The 20,449-nt window shown below is 73.5% G+C and carries 21 protein-coding genes and 2 pseudogenes; 6 read left to right on the forward strand and 17 right to left on the reverse strand.

What is annotated here, in order from left to right; all coding sequences use genetic code 11:
* Window positions 1-12: 12 nt before the first annotated feature.
* Window positions 13-459, reverse strand: a complete 447-nt coding sequence (locus tag ABEA77_RS07690) for a MarR family winged helix-turn-helix transcriptional regulator (protein WP_345643015.1) — start codon at window positions 457-459, stop codon at window positions 13-15.
* 111 nt (window positions 460-570) lie between these two features.
* Here ABEA77_RS07690 and ABEA77_RS07695 point away from each other — a divergent pair, with 111 nt between their 5' ends.
* Complete coding sequence (locus ABEA77_RS07695) at window positions 571-1,545, forward strand: zinc-binding dehydrogenase (RefSeq protein WP_345643016.1); 975 nt, start codon at window positions 571-573, stop codon at window positions 1,543-1,545.
* 63 nt (window positions 1,546-1,608) lie between these two features.
* On the opposite strand, the gene ABEA77_RS07700 is transcribed toward ABEA77_RS07695, so the two are convergent.
* Entirely contained in the window at window positions 1,609-1,866 is a 258-nt protein-coding gene (locus ABEA77_RS07700; RefSeq protein WP_345643019.1) for a hypothetical protein, read from the reverse strand.
* Between the two features lie 8 nt (window positions 1,867-1,874).
* Between ABEA77_RS07700 and ABEA77_RS07705 the strand changes: the two are divergent.
* Window positions 1,875-2,354, forward strand: a pseudogene (locus tag ABEA77_RS07705) (Tn3 family transposase); the annotation flags it as partial.
* A 189-nt stretch (window positions 2,355-2,543) separates the two neighbouring features.
* Here the strand turns inward: ABEA77_RS07705 and ABEA77_RS07710 are convergent.
* Window positions 2,544-3,530 carry an NADPH:quinone reductase gene (locus ABEA77_RS07710; RefSeq protein ID WP_345643022.1) on the reverse strand — a complete coding sequence of 329 codons (987 nt, stop codon included), beginning with the start codon at window positions 3,528-3,530 and terminating at the stop codon, window positions 2,544-2,546.
* Between the two features lie 360 nt (window positions 3,531-3,890).
* Window positions 3,891-4,727 (reverse strand): enoyl-CoA hydratase/isomerase family protein, encoded by an 837-nt coding sequence (locus tag ABEA77_RS07715; RefSeq protein WP_345643025.1) that lies wholly within the window; start codon window positions 4,725-4,727, stop codon window positions 3,891-3,893.
* Between the two features lie 104 nt (window positions 4,728-4,831).
* On the opposite strand from ABEA77_RS07715, the gene ABEA77_RS07720 reads away from it, so the two are divergent.
* On the forward strand, window positions 4,832-5,278 hold the full coding sequence (locus ABEA77_RS07720; RefSeq protein WP_425588222.1) for a winged helix-turn-helix transcriptional regulator: 447 nt from the start codon (window positions 4,832-4,834) through the stop codon (window positions 5,276-5,278).
* Between the two features lie 159 nt (window positions 5,279-5,437).
* Here the strand turns inward: ABEA77_RS07720 and ABEA77_RS07725 are convergent.
* Window positions 5,438-6,048 (reverse strand): annotated as a pseudogene (locus tag ABEA77_RS07725) (site-specific integrase); the annotation flags it as partial.
* On the opposite strand from ABEA77_RS07725, the gene ABEA77_RS07730 reads away from it, so the two are divergent.
* Window positions 6,026-6,181 carry a hypothetical protein gene (locus ABEA77_RS07730; RefSeq protein WP_345643028.1) on the forward strand — a complete coding sequence of 52 codons (156 nt, stop codon included), beginning with the start codon at window positions 6,026-6,028 and terminating at the stop codon, window positions 6,179-6,181. The pseudogene ABEA77_RS07725 and the gene ABEA77_RS07730 overlap by 23 nt on opposite strands.
* An 87-nt stretch (window positions 6,182-6,268) precedes the next feature.
* Here the strand turns inward: ABEA77_RS07730 and ABEA77_RS07735 are convergent, their stop codons facing one another.
* Window positions 6,269-7,342 carry an alkene reductase gene (locus tag ABEA77_RS07735; protein WP_345643030.1) on the reverse strand — a complete coding sequence of 358 codons (1,074 nt, stop codon included), beginning with the start codon at window positions 7,340-7,342 and terminating at the stop codon, window positions 6,269-6,271.
* Between the two features lie 112 nt (window positions 7,343-7,454).
* Between ABEA77_RS07735 and ABEA77_RS07740 the strand changes: the two genes are divergently transcribed.
* Entirely contained in the window at window positions 7,455-7,838 is a 384-nt protein-coding gene (locus ABEA77_RS07740) for a MerR family transcriptional regulator (protein WP_345643033.1), read from the forward strand.
* A gap of 117 nt (window positions 7,839-7,955) precedes the next feature.
* Here ABEA77_RS07740 and ABEA77_RS07745 read toward each other — a convergent pair whose 3' ends face one another.
* The 5 genes from ABEA77_RS07745 to ABEA77_RS07765 all read right to left on the reverse strand — a co-directional run bounded on the left by ABEA77_RS07745 (window position 7,956) and on the right by ABEA77_RS07765 (window position 12,495).
* Window positions 7,956-9,767 (reverse strand): thiamine pyrophosphate-requiring protein, encoded by a 1,812-nt coding sequence (locus tag ABEA77_RS07745; protein WP_345643130.1) that lies wholly within the window; start codon window positions 9,765-9,767, stop codon window positions 7,956-7,958.
* A gap of 287 nt (window positions 9,768-10,054) precedes the next feature.
* A complete protein-coding gene (locus ABEA77_RS07750; RefSeq protein WP_345643131.1) occupies window positions 10,055-10,852 on the reverse strand; it encodes a SigB/SigF/SigG family RNA polymerase sigma factor in 798 nt (265 codons plus the stop codon).
* 272 nt (window positions 10,853-11,124) lie between these two features.
* Window positions 11,125-11,253, reverse strand: coding sequence for an LPFR motif small protein (locus tag ABEA77_RS07755; protein ID WP_345643035.1), 129 nt, complete (start codon window positions 11,251-11,253; stop codon window positions 11,125-11,127).
* Window positions 11,254-11,373: 120 nt separating this feature from the next.
* Window positions 11,374-11,778 (reverse strand): DUF2267 domain-containing protein, encoded by a 405-nt coding sequence (locus ABEA77_RS07760; protein WP_425588226.1) that lies wholly within the window; start codon window positions 11,776-11,778, stop codon window positions 11,374-11,376.
* Between the two features lie 279 nt (window positions 11,779-12,057).
* Entirely contained in the window at window positions 12,058-12,495 is a 438-nt protein-coding gene (locus tag ABEA77_RS07765) for an Hsp20/alpha crystallin family protein (RefSeq protein ID WP_345643041.1), read from the reverse strand.
* Between the two features lie 198 nt (window positions 12,496-12,693).
* Between ABEA77_RS07765 and ABEA77_RS07770 the strand changes: the two genes are divergently transcribed.
* Window positions 12,694-13,395, forward strand: coding sequence for a type III effector protein (locus ABEA77_RS07770; protein WP_345643044.1), 702 nt, complete (start codon window positions 12,694-12,696; stop codon window positions 13,393-13,395).
* 202 nt (window positions 13,396-13,597) lie between these two features.
* Here the strand turns inward: ABEA77_RS07770 and ABEA77_RS07775 are convergent, their stop codons facing one another.
* The 6 genes from ABEA77_RS07775 to ABEA77_RS07800 all read right to left on the reverse strand — a co-directional run bounded on the left by ABEA77_RS07775 (window position 13,598) and on the right by ABEA77_RS07800 (window position 20,101).
* Entirely contained in the window at window positions 13,598-15,676 is a 2,079-nt protein-coding gene (locus ABEA77_RS07775) for an iron ABC transporter permease (RefSeq protein ID WP_425588223.1), read from the reverse strand.
* Between the two features lie 4 nt (window positions 15,677-15,680).
* Window positions 15,681-16,649 (reverse strand): ABC transporter substrate-binding protein, encoded by a 969-nt coding sequence (locus ABEA77_RS07780; RefSeq protein ID WP_345643047.1) that lies wholly within the window; start codon window positions 16,647-16,649, stop codon window positions 15,681-15,683.
* Window positions 16,646-17,518, reverse strand: a complete 873-nt coding sequence (locus ABEA77_RS07785) for an ABC transporter ATP-binding protein (protein WP_345643050.1) — start codon at window positions 17,516-17,518, stop codon at window positions 16,646-16,648. The genes ABEA77_RS07780 and ABEA77_RS07785 overlap by 4 nt, the downstream gene beginning before the upstream one ends.
* Window positions 17,519-17,584: 66 nt before the next feature.
* Window positions 17,585-18,139, reverse strand: a complete 555-nt coding sequence (locus tag ABEA77_RS07790; protein WP_345643053.1) for a cysteine hydrolase family protein — start codon at window positions 18,137-18,139, stop codon at window positions 17,585-17,587.
* Window positions 18,140-18,240: 101 nt separating this feature from the next.
* Complete coding sequence (locus tag ABEA77_RS07795) at window positions 18,241-19,662, reverse strand: MFS transporter (protein ID WP_425588224.1); 1,422 nt, start codon at window positions 19,660-19,662, stop codon at window positions 18,241-18,243.
* On the reverse strand, window positions 19,655-20,101 hold the full coding sequence (locus tag ABEA77_RS07800) for a MarR family winged helix-turn-helix transcriptional regulator (RefSeq protein WP_345643056.1): 447 nt from the start codon (window positions 20,099-20,101) through the stop codon (window positions 19,655-19,657). Before ABEA77_RS07800 ends, ABEA77_RS07795 begins: the two co-directional genes overlap by 8 nt.
* Window positions 20,102-20,449 lie beyond the last annotated feature (348 nt).

Here is a 20,449-nt window from a genome sequence, read left to right on the forward strand (position 1 = left end):
GCTCCATGGCTCTCAGAGCTCGGTGTGCCCGTTCACCAGCTCACTCGCGAGGGAGGAGAGCAGGGCGCGCCGCGCGTCGGTGAGATGCGCGGCGAGCGCGCCGACACGCCGCCCCGCGTCCTCGGCGAGGCGGCGCGCCGCCTCGTGCCCCTCGTCGGTCAGCGAGACCCGTACGGAGCGCCCGTCGTGCGGGGCGCGGGTGCGGCGCACCAGGCCGCGGCGCTCGGCGCGGTCCACGAGCCCGGTCATGCTCGACTTGTCGAGGCCCAGGTGGCGGGCGAGCTCCTGCATGCCGGGCTCGCGGTCGCGCAGCACGCCGAGCAGCCTCAGCTGGATGACGGAGAGCCCCTGGTCGGCCGCGACCCTGCCCAGTTCGGCCTGGACCAGGAACGACAGCTGGGCGAGGCCGTCCACGATGCCGAGGTCGACGGGGGCGCGCCGCACGGTGTCTTCGGTCATGCCGCCATCCTAGGTTTGACGCAGTACGTGACACAAACTAATTTGGTTCGCGTCACGTACTAACTCCGCGCGGTGCCCGCCGAGGGTCCCGCACGTCCTGGAGGTGCCGCCATGCTGGCCGCCGTCGTCCGCTCCTTCGACCGCCCGCCCCGCTACGAGGAGTTCCCCACGCCCCGCCCGGACGGGGACCGCGTCCTGGTGGACGTGCTCGCCGCGGGACTCCACCCGAGGGTCCGCTCCGGCGCGGACGGCACCCACTACACGAGCGAGGGGCGTCTCCCGATGGTCCCCGGCGTCGACGCCGTGGGCCGGCTGCCCGACGGCCGCCGGGTGTACTTCGTCGCCGACGACGGCGCCCCCGGCACCTTCGCCGGGCAGGCGCTCCTCGACCCGCGCCGCGCCGTCGCGCTGCCCGAGGACGCCGACCCGGTGGTCGTCGCGGCGGCGGCGAACCCCGCCATGTCCTCCTGGGTGGCGCTGCGCCGCCGGATCGACTTCCGGCCGGGGCAGAGCGTCCTCGTGCTCGGCGCGACCGGCAACGCCGGGCAGATGGCCGTACAGATCGCCCGCCACCTCGGCGCGGGCCGGATCGTCGCGGCGGGCCGCGACCCCCGGCGGCTCGACCTGCTCACCGCCCTCGGCGCCACCGACCTGGTCTCCCTCGCCGAGGACCCGGACAGCCCCGCGAGTGCCGCTGCCGCCGACGAGCGCCTCGGCGCGGCGGCGGCCGACGTCGACGTGGTCATCGACTACACCTGGGGCGCGCCCGCCCAACGGGCGATCCCCGCGATCGTCACCCGCCGCGCCGACCGGGCCAGGCCGCTGCACTGGATCCAGATCGGCTCCACGGCGGGGCCCGAGATCGCGCTGCCGTCCGCGGCGCTGCGCGCGGCGGACCTGCGGGTGCTCGGCAGTGGCCAGGGCTCCGTCACCACCGCCGGTATCGTCGCGGAACTCCCGTCTCTGATCGAACAGTTGTCGGTGGGCACGCTCACCGTCGACGCCCGGCCCCGCCCGCTGGCCGAAGTCGAGAAGGCGTGGAAGGAGCCGGTCGAGCCGGGCAGCAGGACGGTGTTCGTCCCGTGACCCGTACGAGCGGCGCGCGGTGGCACGGGCGGGGCCCGCGCACCACCGCGCGCCTGCGGCGCGTCAGCGCCCGGTCAGGCCGTAGACGCCCACCTCGCTCACGGCCGTCTGGCCGCCGGTCTGGCCACCGCTGTCGGGGCGGTCGGCCGTGACGCGGGCGTACCGTGCCGCCACCGGGCGGCCGAGCTGCACACCGGTCACACCGGCCGCCGTGTCGGTGTGCCGCGCCACCGTGTACCAGGTCGCGCCGTCCGCCGGGACGTCCATGTGGAAGTCCGTGGCGAACTTCCCGTCCTGCTGCTGGAGCGTGACCAGGTCCATCGAGCGCGAGCGGCCCAGGGCGACCTGCTGGGCCCAGCAGTACTGGCGTTCGCGACGCGATCGCGCACTACGGGCGGATCGCGAAGACCCTGCACATCCTGCGCCTGGCCGACGAGCCCGGCTACCGCAGGCAGATCAAGGTGCAGGCCAACCTCCAGGAAGGCCGCCATGCCCTGGCACGGGAGATCTTCCACGGCCGGGCCGGGCAGCTCTGCCAGCGCTGCCAGGCCGGCATGGAGGACCAGACCGGCGCCCTCGGCCTCGTCTTGAACGCCCTCGTGCTGTGCAACACCCGCTACATGGACGCCGCCCTCACCCTGCTCCGCGCCGACGGCTTCGACGCCCGCGACCAGGACGTGGCCCGGCTCTCCCCGTTCGTCCGCCATCACGTCAACGTGCTGGGCCGGTACTCCTTCCAGCTCCCCGATCTGCCCGGCGGGCTGCGACCCCTGCGCGACAAGCACGCCACTGTCACTGACGACGCGTGAGGGCTGCTTGCGCCGCCGCCGGGGAGGTGGGCGGGTCCACTTTCCCGGAGGCGTGTGCGTAGCTGTGCTACACCCCTTGGTCGGTGACAGTATGTGATGGCTGGGCAGGTTCGTTCACTGTGAGGTCGGGGCGGGGACGTGTGCGGACATCACAGCCTTGCGTTGGCCTCGCATGAGTCCTATAGGCGATCAGCGCAGGTCGAGTACGGCCTTTCCGATGAGGCCGTTCTCGACGGCCTCGTGGGCGAGCGCCACGTCGTTGAGGCCGAAGGAGTGCACCGGCAATGGCGTGAGAGCGCCCTCACGCAGGGCAGCGGCGATCTCTGTGGCGGCGCGCAGCAGCGCCTCCCGTGGTTCGGTGAGGAACAGCGCGAACCGCAGCACCAGGTTGGACCACATGAGCCGGAAGACCGGCAGGGTCGGGTCGTCGGGCTGTGCTGCGTAGGTCACGATGGTCGCGCCCGGGCCGGTGACGGCCAGGTCCAGTTCGAGGTTGTCGGTCAGCGACACCTCGATGATCCGGTCGACGGGCCCGGCTCCGTCGAGGATCTGCTGGGCGGCGTCGGCGTCACGGTAGTTCACGACGAGATCCGCGCCTGCGGCCCTGGCCAGAGCGGCCTTTTCCGGGCCACTGACCGTCGTCACGACCCGTGCGCCCGCGATCCGGCCGAGTTCGATCGCGTAGTGCCCGACGGCGCCCGCACCGGCCGCGACGAGTACGGTGCGGTCGCGGGGCGAGCCGTCAGCGTGCAGGCACCAGTGCGCGGTCATCGCCGGGATGCCGAGCCCCGCGCCGAGTTCGTCGGCGATCCCGTCCGGCAGCGCGACGGCCTGCTCGGACGGTACGACGGTCCATTCGGCCGCGGTCCCCCACGGATGGCCGGCGCCGGCCATCCAGATCCACACACGTTCATCGATCCGGCTCGGGTCGACGCCCGCGCCGACCGCGTCGACCGTGCCGGTGCCGTCCTGGTGCGGGATGCGGCCCGTGTGCTCGCCGACGCCCCGGAAATCCTGCGGGGTGGAGTTCAGCCGCATGAACATGTCGCCCGGGTTGATCGCAGAGAGCGCGACGCGGATGCGGACCTGGCCGGGGCCGGGCTCGGGGCGCTCGACGTCCAGCACCCGCAGCACGCTCTTGGCGGGACCGGGCGTGTCGTAGAAGGCTGCCCTCATTGGTTCCTCTCTCTTCTTGAGTGCGGTGCGATCCACGGCACCGGCCTGGGGAACGCGCACGTCACCACGGATGGTCCTTCACCATGTTTGTGGTGTGATTCGGTGGCCGCGAGATTGCCGCCTCTTGAAACGGCCGGTCTAGGCGGATCGAATGTGCCACCGGCCATCAGCTGGCCTGGCCACGCCTTCAGTTGGCTTGGCCACGCCGGCCACGTGCTGTGGCCAGCATCTGAGCCTCGCGCACCTCTATGTGCTGGCGAGACACCGGCTGAGCCGGGGTGGACGGAACGTGCCTCCGGCATGCCGCTCGTCGGGGCGGGCGGACTCCGCCTACGGGCTTCCCGACTCGTGCCTCTCGCTTTACAGACCGGCGGCGACGCTTCGCATGACCGACTCCAGATCGCGCTCGCCCGCAGGGGTCTGCGCACCCTGCTCCAGGGCTCCTGCCATGAGCCGTGGAGGCAGAGCCCCGCTCACCAGCTCGGCCCACGCGTCGTTCTCCGCTCGCAGACCGTCGGCCAGGTCCGCCGGAGGAACCAACTGCTTGGCTGCGGCGATGAGCTCCGGGGAAAGCGCGGCAATCTTCTCCACCACCCCGTCAACGAACGCGTCCAGCTCGGCCGCGGGCACCGCTCGGTTGATCCACCCGTAGGCGGCCGCGGTCTCCGCATCCACCAGATCGCCGGTGAGCAGCAGCTCCAGCGCCCGGTTGCGCCCAACCCGCTCGCGCAGGTACTGCGTGCCTCCACCGCCGGGCACGATGCCCATCAGCGCCTCGCTCTGCCCGATACCCGCGCTCTCGCGCGCGGCGAACGCCATGTCGGCCGCCGCAACGAACTCGGCGCCGCCAGCCCGCGCCTTGCCCGCCAGTTTGACGATTGTCACCTGCGGCTGGTGACGCAACAGCTCGCCGACGCCCTGGAAAAGATTGGCGTCCGGGTTGCGGTCCGCGATCCCCTGCAGTTCGTCCATCTCATCGATGATGTGGATGTCGACGTGGGCGATGAAGAACTCGGGATTGGCGCTGGAGAACACAATGACGCGGACCGAGCGATCGTCCCGCAGCGTCCCGAGGACATCGTGCAGTTCCCGGATCAGGGTTCCGCTCAGCACGTTGACAGGGGGATTGTCCAGAGTGATCCACGCGACTCCGGCGTCGATGGCGACGCGGAGCGTCGTGTACGAGTTCAGCTTCATGAGTGTTCCAAGGTTTGCGGTGAGCCAGTAGGTTTGCAATGCATACCTACCCTGGGCTCTGCGCCGAAGACGGTCAATAACGCACTTTTCAACAACCAAGGATCATGATGGATACCAGCCCCACGTCCCTGCCGCCCCGGAGCATGCCGCGTTTCAGTGCCGAGTGCCCGAGCCGGCCCATCCTCGACCAGATCGCCGACAAGTGGTCCATGATGGTCCTGGCGGTCCTGGAGCAACCGACGCGATTCAACGAGATCAAGCGACAGTTGGAGGGCGTCACACAGCGGGTACTGACCCAGACGCTGCGCAAACTCGAACGCAACGGCCTGATCCAACGCCGGGTGCTCCAGACATCCCCTGTTGGCGTGGAGTACTCCCTCACACACCTCGGCGAGTCTTTCCGTGAACCCTTCACCCGTCTGTACGACTGGACGGTCGAGCACAGCGACCAGGTCCTGGTGGCACAGCTCGAATACGACGCGCGGTCATCAGGGCAGCGGACAGTCGCCCGGCCAGTCTCTCGGGCGGGCGTGGCCGGCCGGATGGATTGAGGCGCCCCGCCTCCCGCCTCCAAGCTGCAGGAGGGCCCCGAACGCGTTGAGCCTTCCCCACGATGGTCACCAGAGCAGACCGAAAGCTCGCCTGTCCACACGCGAACGTCTTGCCCATGTCCGCCTCCACGAGGAGGCGGGCCCATCCGGTCCGGCGACTCAGCGCCGGGCGTCGCCGGGCGCGAGGAAGCTGGTCAGCTCCGCGATGGCCTCGGAGGACGGTTTGAAATAGCGACGGACGTTCTCCGGTTTCTCGTGCCGGGACTTCGCCATGAGCATCAGCGGGGAGGCGCCCTGCACACCCAACTCGGTCAGTCCGGAATGGCGGTACTCGTGCAGGTCCCAGCCGGTCCCCGGCCCGCGTACGGCAGTGTGCTCGTCGAGGAGGGCGCGGGCCTGGCCGTAGGAGAGGCGGGCCAGGCCGGTGTCCGGGCATACGTCGCGCGCGCTGACGACCTTCCCCGGCCCGGGGCGGCAGTGGGTGACGAACACCGGGCCCCGGGTACGGCCCTTGAGCACCCGGGGCAGGAGTCGGGCCGTGCCTGCGTCCCAGTAGACGGTCTCCAGCACGAAGTCCTCCCGCGCCTGCGGGCCTTGCTCCGGGCGCCCTTGGCCTTGACCGGGCAGCGACGGGCGGCGAGGTCCAGGTCCTCGATGTCCACGCCGAGGATCTCCTCCGCGCGGGCGCAGGCCTCGTAGAGCATCCGCCACAGCGTCTTCTCCCGCAGGTGCACCTCGCGCCGGGCGATGAGCCGGTCCACGGCCATCGGGGCGTTCTTCCCGTGGGCCGGGGGCGGTGCCCGCGCGCTCCCGGCCCACGCGGACCGCGCCGGCCGCTGGGCGGCCCGCACGGCCTGGCGCAGGGACGGCCGCTGCTTCGTCGCGCTGCGCGGGGGCGTCTGACGGACACGGCGGCCGTCCTCGGGCCCGGCCCGCGGGCGGGCGGGCCGGGCCCGGGTACAGGGGCGGTCGCCGCGCGGCCGGCGCCCGTCAGGCCGCGTGGTGGTAGGCCGGGTAGGTGAGGTAGCCGGCGTCGCCGCCCTGGTAGTAGGTGGCCTCGTCGACGGGGGCCACGGGCAGGCCGGAGCGCAGGCGCTCCACCAGGTCCGGGTTGGCGATGAAGGCACGGCCGAAGCTGATGAGTTCGGCGCCGAGGGCGAGCCAGTGGTCCGCCGCCGCCAGGTCGGCCTGCTTCGGGCCCATGGGAAGGACCGGGTTCACGATCAGGGTGCCGGGCCAGGCGCGGCGCAGGGCGGTGAGGACGTCCTCGGGGGCGGTCGCCTCCAGATGGACGTAGGCGAGGCCGAGCCGGGCGAGTTCGGCGAGCAGCGCGGTGTTGAGCTCGACCGCGTCGTCCTCCCGTACGCCCCAGAAGACGCCGCCCGGGGAGAGGCGGATGCCGGTCCTCTCCGCGCCCACCGCGTCGGCGGTGGCCTCCGCGGCCTCCACCGCGAAGCGGATGCGTCCTGCGACCGTGCCGCCGTAGCGGTCGGTGCGCAGGTTGGCGTTGGAGGAGAGGAACTGGGAGATCAAGTACCCGTTGGCGCCGTGCAGTTCGACGCCGTCGAAGCCCGCGTCGACGGCCAGGCGCGCGGCCTGTGCGTACGCCTCGGCGTGCCCGGGCACCTCGGCGGTCTCCAATGCGCGGGGGACGGGAGCGGGTTGCGGCCCCTTCGGCGTGAAGACGTCCCCCGTGGCGGCGACCGCGGAGGGGCCGACGGGCGTGAGCCCGGTGGTGTCCGGGTGCGAGACCCTCCCCCCGTGCATGAGCTGGGCGAAGATCCGGCCGCCGTTGACGTGCACGGCGTCGGTCACGGCCCGCCAGGACGCGGCCTGTTCTGCGGTGTACAGGCCGGGCGTGCCGGGGTTGGACTGGCCGACCAGGCTGGGCTGCACCCCCTCGGACACGATGAGCCCCGCGGTCGCGCGCTGTGCGTAGTACGCGGCCATCGAGGGGGTGGCGAGGCCGCCGGCCGCGGCCCTCACCCGGCTCATCGGGGCCATCACGGCCCGGTTCGGCAGGGTCAGGCCGCCCAGCCGGTAGCCGCTGAACAACGTGGTCATGTCGGGTTCCTCCACACCTCGTATCACCCGGTTCCGGGCTCGCGGTTACGGTAGAACCTGACGTCAATGTCAGAGTCAAGCGGTGTGACACACCGCACACAGGGAGGTCGTCGTGCGCATCGGGGAACTCGCGGCACGCACCGGGGCCAGCGTCCGGTCGCTGCGGTACTACGAGGAGCAGGGCCTGCTCCACAGCACCCGCAGCTCCGGCGGACAGCGGCACTACGCGGACGAGCAGGTCGAGCGCGTGCGCTTCGTCCAGCGGCTGTACGCGGCCGGCCTGTCGAGCCGCACCATCGTCGAGCTGCTGCCCTGTGTGGACGCGCCGAGCACGCGCAACTCCGACGCGGCCCTGAAGCGGATGGCCGGGGAGCGCGACCGCCTCTCGGCGCACATCGAGGACCTCGTACGCACCCGGGACGCGCTGGACCGTCTGATGGCCACGGCCAGGGCCCACCGCGACGGCCTGCCGGAGGCGGCCGCGGCGTGTGCGTAGCGGCGCGGTGCGCCGCGGCCGTGCGGCGCGGCAGGCCGGATCCCTGGGGCCGGGGCGGTCCCCGGCACCCGGTCGGTCCTCCGCACCCTGTCGGTCCCCGGCGCCGGGGCGGTCCGGTCAGTCCTCGGCGCCGGGGCGGTCGTCGCGGCGGCGGTGGCCGGGCAGCATCTCCTGCACCTTGGACTTGATGCCCTGCCTGACCATGCCGGCCCTGTCGGCGTCGCCGTGCAGCACGGACGAGGCGGCCGCCTCGATCTGGTCGAACGAGGCGTGCGGCGGGATCGGCGGCACGGCCGGGTCGGTGCGGAAGTCGATGACGAACGGCCGGTCCGCGGCGAGCGCGCGCTGCCAGGCGCCCACCACCTCGTCGGGCTTCTCGACGCGCACGCCGTCGAGGCCGATGGAGCGGGCGAAGTCCGCGTAGCGCACATCGGGCAGGCTCTGCGACGGCAGGAACTGCGGGGCGCCCTGCATGGCACGCATCTCCCAGGTCACCTGGTTGAGGTCCCCGTTGTTCAGGACGGCCACGACGAGCCGCGGATCAGCCCAGTCCTGCCAGTACTTGGCGACGGTGATCAGTTCCGCCATGTTGTTCATCTGCATGGCGCCGTCGCCGACCAGGGCGATGCCCGGCCGCTCGGGGTGGCAGAACTTGGCGCCGATCACGTACGGCACGGCGGGCCCCATCGTGGCGAGCGTGCCGGACAGGGAGCCCCGCATGGTGCCGCGCAACCGCAGGTGCCTGGCGTACCAGTTGGCGGAGGAGCCGGAGTCCGCGGCGATCACCGCGTCGTCGGGCAGCAGGTCGTCGAGCGCGTGCACGACGTACTCCGGGTTGACCGGGTCCGCGTCGACGGCGGCCCTGCGCTGCATGACCTCCCACCACCGCGCGGTGTCCTTCTCGATCTTCTTCCGCCATGTGCCGTGCTTCTTGCGCTCCAGGTGCGGCAGCAGCGCGGTGAGCGTGGCGCGGGCGTCCCCGACGAGGTTGACCTCGAACGGGTAGCGCAGGCCGATCATGAAGGGGTCGATGTCGATCTGCACGGCCCGCGCCTGGTCGAGTTCGGGCATGAACTGCGTGTAGGGGAAGCTCGACCCGATCATCAGGAGTGTGTCGCAGTCCCGCATCATCTCGTACGAGGGCCGGGTGCCGAGCAGCCCGATGGAGCCGGTGACGTACGGCAGTTCGTCGGAGAGCACGTCCTTGCCGAGCAGCGCCTTGGCCACGCCCGCGCCGAGCAGGTCGGCGTACTGCTCGACCTCGGCGCGCGCGCCCCTGGCGCCCTGCCCGACGAGGATCGCCACCTTCTCGCCCGCGTTGAGCACCTCGGCGGCGCGCAGCAGGCCGGCCTCGTCGGGGACCGGCGCGTACCGTTCGACGCCGAGACTGGACGGGACCATCTTGAAGGCGTGCGTCGGCGGCGAGTAGTCCAGCTCCTGCACGTCGGCGGGGATGATCACGGCGGTGACCGTGCGCCTGGTGTACGCGGTGCGCAGCGCGCGGTCGAGCACGTTGGGCAGCTGCTCGGGGACGGTGACCATCTCGCAGAAGTCCGCGGCCACGTCCTTGTAGAGGCTCAGCAGGTCGACCTCCTGCTGGTACGAGCCGCCCATGGCGCTGCGGTTGGTCTGGCCGACGAGCGCGACCACGGGCACGTGGTCGAGCTTGGCGTCGTAGAGGCCGGCCAGCAGGTGGATGGCGCCGGGACCCGAAGTCGCCGCGCACACACCGGCCTTGCCGGAGAACTTGGCATAGCCCACCGCTTCGAAGGCGGCCATCTCCTCGTGCCGCGCCTGGACGAACCTGGGCTTGTTGTCGGCCCGGCCCCACGCCGCGAGCAGCCCGTTGATCCCGTCCCCCGGGTAGCCGAAGACATGGTCGACGCCCCACGCGCGCAGGCGCTCGAGTACATGGTCGGAAACCTTCATCGACACGGTCTGTCCTCTCGTTGCTGCGATCGGCTCGCGGTGCGGCCGGGGTGCGGGCCCGCGGGGCGGCCCCACCGCCCGGGGCCGGTGCGTGCGCCCGGCCGCCGGGTACCCGGGAATCCCCCGCGCACGCGCGTCCCCCGGGCCGCCCGGAGCCGGGACGGTGACCCGTGCGGACGCCGCTGCGGTACGGGGAGCGACGGCGGCGGGCGACGGCGGGGAGCGACGGGCGGCGCGGTTTCCGCCGCCGGACGGGGGGTGCCCCGCGGCCGGCGCCGCGGGGCACCTCAGGCCGCGGTGCGGGCCAGGGCCTGGCTGCGCAGCCGGGCGCAGGTCCTGCTGATCAGGCGCGAGACGTGCATCTGCGAGACGCCGAGCTCCTCGGCGATGCTGCTCTGCGTCATGTCCCGGAAGTAGCGCAGGTAGAGGATGCGCCGCTCCCTGTCGGGCAGTTCGCGCAGACAGGGGCGGACGGCCTCGCGCTCCTCCACCAGGCCGTAGGCGGGGTCGTCCTCGCCGAGCAGCTCCTGGAGCGCGGACCCCTCGCCGTCCTGGCCGAGAGCGGGGGCGTCGAGCGACAGGGCGGAGAAGCTGCCCTGGGCGCCCATCCCGCGCCGTACCTCCCGCTCGGTCAGCCCGCAGTGCTCGGCGATCCTGGCGGGGCTCGGCGTCTGGCCGTCCGGCTGCCGGGCCAGTTCCTGGCGGGCGCGCCTGACCTCGTTGCGCAGTTCCTGCACCCGGCGCGGCACGTGCACGGACCACATGAAGTCGCGGAAATGGCGGCGCAGTTCGCCCCGTACGGTGGGGATGGCATAGGTCTCGAACGCCTTGCCGAGCGTCGGGTCGTAGCGGTTGATCGCCTTGGTCAGGCCGAGCGCGGCGACCTGCTGGAGGTCTTCGAGCGACTCGCCGCGGTTGCGGTAGCCGCGGGCGACGCGGTGGGCCATGGGCAGCCAGGCGGCGGCGATCTCCTGGCGGAGCCGCTCGGCCCCGGGGCCTTCCGGTGTGTCCCTGAGGCGGCGGAACGCCTCGGCGGTGTCAGGGGCGTCGTCGTGGATGCGCGGCGTTCCTGCGGGCGGGATCATGCTGATCACCAACTCACGAGCGGTAAGGAATGCTGCCGTGAAGTCGGCGTCCCGCGCGTGCGAGTACACGTCCGGGCGGAGGCGGAACCTCACGGACGTGCCTCACATCCGAAGCACGTGTGTGCGCCTGCCCACCGCTCGCGGCGGCAAACGCCTCTCTGCCTGCCAGACTCGCGCAGATCGGGATCTGCGGCCAGTCGGCGCCGTGACGGCGCAGCGGCCGCCCGGTCGGGTCCCGGGCGGCCGCTGCGCCGTACGCGCTCGCCGTATGCCTAGTGGTGCCCGTGCGCGCTGTCCGACGCGCCGCCGAAAAGCCGCGCCACCAGGCGGAAGGGGAGCGTGACGACCGTGGCGACCGCACCTCCGATCGCCCTGAACACGTCCGCGATGGCCGAGAGCATGGTGACGTCACCTCCGTGCGGGAACCGATTCCGGTCACGGGCCGTGGTGGCCCGACGTGGACCCAGTACCCGCCGATCGGCCCCCCAGGCCCGTCCCCGCGGAATCCGGCGCCCCCGGGGTCAGGCCGCCTGCATCAGCTCGGCCTTGCCGAAGAGGAGTGCGTAGCCCCCGGGGAGGCCCTCCAGGATGCGGGCGAGGAGGTCGGGGCCGGCAAGGGAGGCCACCACGGTCAGGACGGAGCCGACGTCCCAGCGCGTCGTGGCGAGGGGTGCCTCCGCACGGGTCGCCAGGTCCTTGACGAAGCCCCAGCCGGTGAGGGGCGCGGCCCCCGCCTCGGGCCGACCCGCGAGCAGCATCCGGGCGGCCTCACCGGGCAGCCGGGCGGCGAGCTCCTGGCGCTCCGCCTCGCCCAACTGCCGCCCGAGGCCGGTGAGGACGAGCCGGACCGACCGCTCGGCCCGCTCCGTGGTGGGGTAGACACCCGCGTACCGGATGCGCTCCAGCATCTGCTCGTAGGTGACCATCGGAATCAGCCGGGTCACGGACACGTCGTGTGGCATCGCTGCTGCGTTCGCCTTTCTGCTCCACTGCGGACGCCCGCCCGTGCGGCCCCGCGCGTGCGGGGCGGTCGGCTCTCACGGGCATCTTCGGCCGTGCGGTGAGGGCGGGGGCTGAAGGACGGGTCCCCGGGGGACAGGGGGCACCCCCGGGGAGTACGGGAAGAACACCGGAGGACAAGGCCGCGGGGCACGGGCGCCCCGCGGCGGCGGTGCGCGCCGGCGGGGCGCGCACCGCGGGCGCTCTCAGCTCGTGAGCTGCTGGGGCGCCGACGTGTCGCCGCTGCTGATGGCGACCTTACGCGGCTTCGCGCGCTCGGCGACCGGGACGCGGAGCGTCAGCACGCCGTTGTCGTACGAGGCGGTGATGCGCTCCGTGTCCAGGGTGTCGGCGAGGAAGATCTGCCGCGAGAAGACACCGAGGGGCCGCTCCGAGAGATCCATGCGCACGGAGTCGTCCTTGGCCGCGGGCCTGCGCTCCGCCCTGACCGTCAGCGTGGTGCGGTCGATGTCGATGTCGATCGCGTCGGGCGTGACACCGGGCAGGTCGAACGCCATCACGTAGTCGTCGCCCTCGCGGTACGCGTCCATCGGCATGGTGGCCGGGCGGGACCAGGTCCCCGTCCCCATCAGCTGCTGGGCGAGGCGGTCGAACTCACGGAAGGGGTCAGTGCGCATCAACATGGGTGAACACCTCCACGCTTCAGTCATCTTGTGCCAATGCGCTGTCGCTGCACTCTGTTGTAGCATGTCGTCCGTTGGATGACAACCCACCACGTCATCGAACCGACGACAAGCCTGAGGTCGGTGGCCAGAAGCCAGTGGTCAGTGGCCGATGGCCGATGGCCGATGGGGAGAGGCCGACACGCACAGGGAGAGCCCATGCAGAAAGCCCACGAGCCGACATCCGAAGAACCGCAGGCCCCTGCCCGTGCGGGCGGGGCCCCCGCTTCCCCGCGCGCGGCGATCACGGCGCTGCGGGCCATCGACCGGGCGATCTCGGGGGCGGCTCCCCCGGCGGGCGCCGGCGGCGCGGCGGACGGCTCCGCCGCCTCGGGCGCCGAGGAGGCGCTCGCCTCCCTGTTGCTGCTCAGGGAGGTCAGGGAGCGGCTCGCGGGGTGGGAGACGGGGCTGATCGAGACGGCGCGGAGCACCGGGGCCAGCTGGGCCGAGCTCGCCGGACCGCTGGGCGTGGCGAGCCGCCAGGCGGCGGAGCGCCGCTATCTGCGCGGCCGGCCGGGCGACGGCGCCGCCACGGGCGAGGAGCGGGTGCGGGCGACGCGCGACCGCCGCGCCGCCGACCGCTCGGTCACCGCCTGGGCCCGGGACAACGCCGCGTCCCTGCGGGGGCTCGCGGGCCAGATCACCGCGCTCCAGGACCTGCCGGCGGCGTCCCGTACCTCGATCGACCGACTCGGCCAGGCCCTCGGCGACAACGACCCGGCGAGCCTCATCGGCCCGCTGGCCGACGCCCGCCCCCATCTCGGCAGCGCCCACCCCGACCTCGTGGCCCGCGTCGACTCCGTCACGGGGCACACCGACAGGCTGCGGCAGCACAGCGACCGGCAGCGTCGCGGCACCTGAGCGCGCGGCGCGTCGCGTACGGCGCGTCGCGTACGGCGCGGTCGCGCGGGGCCGAGCCCTGCGCGGCGCCCCGTCGCGGGACGGCCGTGCGCGCCGCCCGGCTGCGTACCGCGCGGTGCGGCGCCACCCCCCGTACCGGCGCCTACCGGCCTGCCCGTACGGACCGGCGCATACCGGCCTGCTGGTACGGGAGCGGCCCGCGCTAGCGCCGCCCCCGTACCAGCAGGCGTACGAAGTACGGCGTGCCCACCAGCGCCGTCATCAGGCCGGCGCCGAGCTGGGCGGGGGCGATGACGGTGCGGCCGAGCAGGTCGGCCGCGGCGACCAGCGCGGCACCGAGCAGCATCGCCACGGGCAGGACCCGGGCGTGCCTGCGGCCCGCCAGGCTCCGTGCGGCGTGCGGCGCGACGAGGCCGACGAAGCCGATGGTGCCCGCGGCGGCGACGGCCGCCGCGGTCAGCAGCACGCAGATCACGAGGAACAGCAGCCGCTGCCTGCCGAGCCGCAGCCCCAGCAGGCGCGGGGTGTCCTCGTCGAGGGAGACCAGGTCGAGCTCCCTGCGCCCGGCGACCGCGACCGCGGCGCCGACCGCGAGGACCACCGCCACGGGCACGACGTCGGGAAAGGTGCGTCCGTAGGTCGAGCCGGAGAGCCAGATCAGCGCCTTGGTCGCGCTGAACGGGTCGGTGAGCGCGATGAGCAGCCCGATCAGGGCGGTGGTGGCCGCGGAGACGCCGATGCCGAGCAGCACGAGCCGGTGCTGCCGGAAGCCGCCGCGCGCCGCGAGCCCGAAGACCAGCAGCGCCGCGGCGGCCGCGCCCGCCGCCGACGCCCCCGCGAGGCCCCAGGAGCCCGCGGTCGGCACGGTGGTGGTGAGCAGCACCGCGCCGAGCGCGCCACCGCCCGACACGCCGAGCACCCCGGGCTCCGCCAGCGGGTTGCGGGTCACGGCCTGCACGAGCGTGCCGGCCAGGGCGAGCGCGGCGCCCGCGAGCAGGGCCGCGCACACCCGCGGGACCCGGGTGTCGAGGACGAAGGAGACCGCGCGGCCGGCCCGCCCGGTGAGCCAGTGGGCGACGTCGCCGAGGAGCAGCACGCTGTCGCCGAGCAGCACCGCCGCGATCGCCACGCCCGCGAGGACGGCGCAGAGCACGGCGAGGGTCAGCGCGTAGGTGCCGCGGCGCGGCAGCCGCAGCCGGTCGGACGCGGCGCGGTCCCCGGTGTCCGGGGCGCGCAGCGCCATCACGATCAGGAAGACCGCGCCGACCAGGCTGGTGACCACGCCGGTGGGCACGGCGACGGACGCGTCGGCACCGACCGCGGCGCGCAGCAGCACGTCGGCGCCGAGCACCAGCGCGGCGCCGAGGAGGCCGGTGGCGGGGATGCGGGCGCGGGCCCTGGTGAAGCCGCGCAGGCGCCGGGCGAGCGGGCGCATCAGGGCGGGCGCGCACAATCCGACGAAGCCGACGGGCCCCGCGAGCGACACCGAGGCGGCCGCGAGCAGCGCGGCGAGCACGACGGCAGCGATACGGGTGCCGCGCACCGGCACCCCGACCCCGCGCGCCGCGTCGTCGCCCAGCGCGAGGGCGTCCACCCGCCGCGCCAGGACGCACAGCCCCGCGAGGCCCGCGGCGACGAAGGGCGCCATCTGCGCGACCCCGTCGAAGCCGTTCTGCCCGATGCCGCCCTGGCCCCACTGGTAGAGGCCCTCGGTGCGCTGCGGGAACAGCAGAATCAGCGCGTCGGTGACGGACCCGAGGCCGAGCGCGAGCGCGCTGCCCGCGAGGATCAGCCGGACCGTGCCCGTACCGAGGCCGGAGAGCGCGAGCACGACCGCCGCCGCGGCGAGCCCGCCCACGAAGGCGGCGAGGGACGCGGCGAGGAAGGGCACCGCGAGGCCGGTGACGGTGAGCACGACGAGGGCCAGGTAGGCGCCCGCGTTGACGGCGAGGGTGTCGGGCGCCGCCAGCACGTTGCGGCTGACGGCCTGGAGCACGGAGCCCGCCATGCCGAGCGCGGCACCCACCAGCAGGCCCGCCGTCATCCGCGGCAGCCTGGACGCCACCAGGACGGCCGCGTCGTCGGAGCCCGCGCGGCCGGTGACGGCGTGCCAGACGTCGGCGGCGGCGAGGTGCGCCGTGCCCTGGGTGATGTCGGCGACGGCCAGGGCCACGACGAGCACCACCAGGGCGGCCGCCGCGCCGGCCGTGCCCGCGCGGGCGGCCCCCGCGGGCGGGGGCCGCAGGCCGCGGGCCGTGGGCGGCGGGAGCGTCGTGGTCACGGCGTCACTTCGCCAGGGCACCGACGAGGGCGTCGACGTACTGCGTCATGGAGCCGTAGCCGCCGAAGGTCCAGATGCCGCTCCTGACGGTGGCCAGGTGGCGCTGGGCGACGAACGGCAGCGACGTCCAGACGGCGTTCTTCTTGAGCGCGCCGTCGAACGGGTTGCCCGCGCCTGAGCCGTAGACGAAGCGGGTGTCCTTGCCGAGCTTGGTGAGGCCCTCCACGTCGGTGGTGGCGAGGCCGTAGTCCTTGTCGCCCTTGACGGTCCAGGCGTTCTTCAGGCCGAGTTGCTCGTTGACGGTGCCGATGAGCGAACCCGCGGTGTACGGGCGCACGGCGACCTGGTTGGAGGCGACATAACCGTCGGCGAAGGCGACCTCGGTGCCGTCGAGCCCGGCGGCGGCGAGCTTCCGGCGGCCCGCCGCGAGCTTGGCGTCGAACTTCTTCTCCAGCGCGGCGGCCTGCGCCGTGCGGCCCGTGGCGCGGGCTATCAGGTCGAGGTTCTGCTTCATCCGGCCCATCTGGTCGGTGGCGTCACCGGGGCGCAGTTCGAGGACGGGTGCGACCTTCTTCAGCTGCTTGAGCGCCGAGGACGAGAGGTCGGTGGTGGCGATGATCAGGTCGGGCGCGAGTGCGGCGACGGTGTCCATGCTGGGCTCGCCGCGGGTGCCGATGTCCTGGGGCGTGTTGGGCAGCGGGACCACGGCGTCGTACTGGCGGTAGCCCTTGACGTCGGCGGCGCCCGCCTGCCTGACGCCGAGGGAGGCGAGGTCCTCGGTGACGACCCACTCGGTGGAGACGACCTTCTTCGCGGGTCCTTCGAGGGTGATCTTCGCGCCGGTGGCGTCGGTCAGGGTGATCTTGTGCGCGGCGGGCTTCGACGCGGTGGCCGCGGGCTCGGTCGAGCCGCAGGCGGCCAGGGTGAGCGCCGCGGCCGTGGCGGCGGCCGCGGTGGACAGGAGACGTCTCATGACGAGGGGGCGTGCCTTTCGTTGCGTGAGTGGTGGCGGCCGATCGCGCGCGTGCGCAGGTGGCCGGTGAGCGGGTCGGTGGTGACGTCGACGCGGATGCCGTACGCCGCGGTGAGGCGCCGGGGGGTGAGGACCTCGGCGGGGGTGCCGTCCGCCTGGACGCGCCCCTCGGCGAGCAGGACCATCCGGTCGGCGACCGCGGCCGCCTGGTCGAGGTCGTGCAGGACGACGCCGACGGCGATGCCGTGGCCGTCGGCGAGATCGCGTACCAGGTCGAGGAGTTCGACCTGGTAGCGGAGGTCCAGATAGGTCGTGGGCTCGTCGAGGAGCAGGACTCCGGTCTCCTGCGCGAGGCAGCTCGCCAGCCAGACGCGCTGGAGCTGTCCGCCGGAGAGCTGGTCGACGCCGCGGTCGGCGAGCGCCGTGGCGCCGGTCAGGCCGAGCGCGCGGTCCACGGCCGCGGTCGCGCCGGGGTCGGCGCGGCCGAAGCGCCCCTGGTACGGGTAGCGGCCGAACTCCACCACGTCGCGCACGGTCAGCCCGCCCGGCGTGGGGCGGCCCTGGGTCAGCAGGGCGACATGGCGGGCGAACTCCCGTGCGCCCAGCGCGAATCCGTCGGTGGCGCGGCCGGTGTCCGCGTCGAGGGCCAACTCGCCGCTCCTGGCCTGCTGGAGCCTGGCCACGGTGCGCAGCAGGGTCGACTTCCCGCTGCCGTTGGGCCCGACGAGCACGGTGACCTCGCCGGGCCGCAGGCGCAGGTCCGCGTCGTGCAGGACATCGCCCTCGTCGTACGCGACGGTGACGCCCACCGCGGAGAGGTGGTGCCCGCGCCGCGCCGGGGCGTCCTGTGCCGTTTCAGCCGCTTTCACAACACAAAGGTTAGCCTAACCTAATGCGATCTCCCTATGGGGTGGGCCGCGCCCGGTACGGGGCCCTCAGCCGGCGGCGAGGGACCCCGCCCACTCGTCCACAGTGGCCACCTCGCCGCGCCGCGCGAGCACTTCGGCGACGAGGAGCGCGTGCAGGCCGGGGCTGGGGTCGACGCAGGCGTCGGACAGCGTGGTGACCCGGTAGTCGAGATCCGCGGCCTGGAGAGCGGTCGACAGCACGACCCCGCCGGTCGAGATGCCCGCGAGGACGAGGTGGCCGATGTCCTGGGCGGCCAGGATCTGCTGGAGGTTGTTGCCCGCGAAGGCGCTGACCCTGTTCTTGTGGACGACGAGCTCGCCCGCGGCGGGCGCGACGTCGGGGTGGATGGCGGCGTCCGGGTCGTCTGCGGTGAAGAGGTGCCCGGGCAGGCCGCCGAACACCTTGTTGCGCGGGTGCGCGTCGGTGTGGCCCGCACGCATCCGCAGCGCGACGTGGATGACGGGGACGCCGGAGGACCTGGCCGTGCCGAGGGCGGCCACGGCGCGCGGCAGGTAGTCGTCGGGGACCCGGGCGATGTGGGCGGCCTGGAGGTCCATGAGCAGCAGTGCGGTACGGGACACGGGGGTGCCTTTCCGATCGGTCGTGGAGTGTTCCTTGGCGGCGGCCGGCCGAAGGGTGCCCGCACGGGCTCCCGGCGGCCGAGCGGGAAGTGGCGCGGGGGCTACTCCCCCTTCGCGTCGGCCTTCGGGACGCGGCCGAGTGTGCGGTCGAAGACGGTCAGCAGCAGGTAGAGGACGCCGGCGCCGAGCATCACCCAGGCGAGCTGGTGCACGCCCGCGGTGTCGGCGCGCCGCCCGAAGGACGCGGCGGTGGCGGAGGACGCGACCATCGAGCCCAGGTAGGCGAAGGTGCGCAGCAGCCCGGCGGAGGACGCGGTGCGCTCGGGATCGGCCTGGACGTACACGGAGTTCTGGAGCGCCAGGTTGTTCAGCCCCTGCGGGACGCCGAAGACCAGGGCGACGAGCAGCAGCAGCCACAGCGGGCTGCCGCCCGTGAGCGTGAGGATCACCAGGCAGGCGGCGATCTGTCCGACCGCGCCGGCCAGCAGCTTCCCGCGCACGCCCGGCCGCCGCCCGGAGAGGATCGAGACGCCGATCGCCATCAGGAACATGGGTATCTGCACCAGGCCCGCGTGGAACGGCGTCAGCCCGTACCCCTCCTCGGTCCACTGGCTGAAGCCGTAGAGGAAGGCGTACGAGACGACGTACGCGACGAGCGCGCGGCCGTAGGTGGCGAGGAGCGGGGTGTTGCCGCCGAGCACCCGCAGGTCGATGAAGGGGGTGGCGGCCCGCAGCTCGCGCAGCGCGAACGCGGCGCCCGCCGCGGCGGCGGTCACCAGCAGGTACCAGTCCCGCAGGTGCAGGTTCATCAGGAACAGCAGCAGCGAGGTGAGCATCGCGGCGAAAAGACCCATGCCCGGCAGGTCGAGCCGCGCGGTGACCCGTCCGCGGTCCGGCGCCTCCCCCGTCCCCGCCGACCTGGGCAGCCGCCACACCCCGAGCAGGACGGCGGCGACGGCGAGCGGCACGTTCAGCGCGAAGGTGGCGCGCCAGCCGCCCACCGCGATCAGCAGACCGCCGAGCAGCGGGCCTACGACGGCGATGGTCTGGTTGGCGACCGCGAGGGCCGTCAGCACCCCGCCGGGGCTGTCGCGCCCCGTGCGCCTGGCCTCGCTGCGCAGCAGCGCCATCGCGGCGGGGTAGCCCGCGCAGGTGCCGAAGCCGAGCAGGACCCGAGCGGCGATCAGCACGCCGAGGCCGGGCGCCAGCGTGCCGACGACCCCGGCGACGCCGACGAGGCCGGTGCTGAGCAGGAAGAGTCTGCGTGGCCCGAAGAGGTCGATGAGCCGGCCCACCACGGGCTGCCCGAGCGAGGTGGCGAGGTAGAGGGCGGAGACCAGCCACGCGGTCTGGGAGACCGGCGCGCCGAGGGCCCGGCCGATGGGGACGAGCGCGACGGAGATGATCGTCGAGTTGATCGGGTTCAGGACGGAGCCCAGCAGCATCGGCGGCAGCAGCCGCCGGTCGAAGCCCGCACCTCCCTGCGCCCTCGTGCCGTCCGCGCCGGTCCTCGCCTCAGTCATGAGTGAGCCGCTCCAGCACGGCCATGGCGGTGATCACGGTCCTGATCTCCTCCTCGGTGCACTTGTCCTGCAACTGGCCCGCGAGCCATTCCTTCCTGGCCTGCCGCCCCTCCCGCACGCGCCGCCGCCCCTCGGGGGTCAGCGTGATCAGCAGGCGCCGCCCGTCGTCGGGGTCCGGACTGCGCAGGACGAGCCCCTTGGCGGCGAGGGCGGCGACCGTGGCCGTCATCGACTGGTGCCGCACCCCCTCGACCGCGGCGAGTTCGCTCGCGGTGACACCGCCCCGGTCGGAGAGGCGGGCCAGGACGGAGGCCTGTCCCAGGGTCATGTCCTCGGCCTCGGAGGCGTTCAGGATGCGGCGGCGCAGCCGGCTGATGACCGCGCGGATCTCCCGGGACGCCTGCACGGCCGAGGGGGAGAGCCTCGGTTTCTCGCTCATCCCGCCACCGTAATGTCTACAGGGTCGATTGTACAGTTTTGGCTGTACATCTCGGCGACGACCGGCTGCCCGGCGCACACTGCGGCGCCCGGCCCGCCGCACCGCGCGCCGACCTTCCGACCTTCCGACCTTCCGCCCCGCCGCACCGCGCGCCGACCTTCCGACCTTCCGCCCCGCCGACCTTCCGCCCCGCCGTCCTTCCGTCCTTCCGTCCTTCCGCCCCGCCGTCCCGCCGTCCCGCCGTCCCGCCGTTCTTCCGTTCTTCCGCCCTTCCGCCCTTCCGTCCCGTCGTTCTTCCGTCCCGCCGTCCTTCCGTCCTTCCGTCCCGCCGTCCTTCCGTCCTTCCGT

Source organism: Streptomyces tremellae, from assembly GCF_039540215.1.
GTDB lineage: Bacteria > Actinomycetota > Actinomycetes > Streptomycetales > Streptomycetaceae > Streptomyces > Streptomyces tremellae.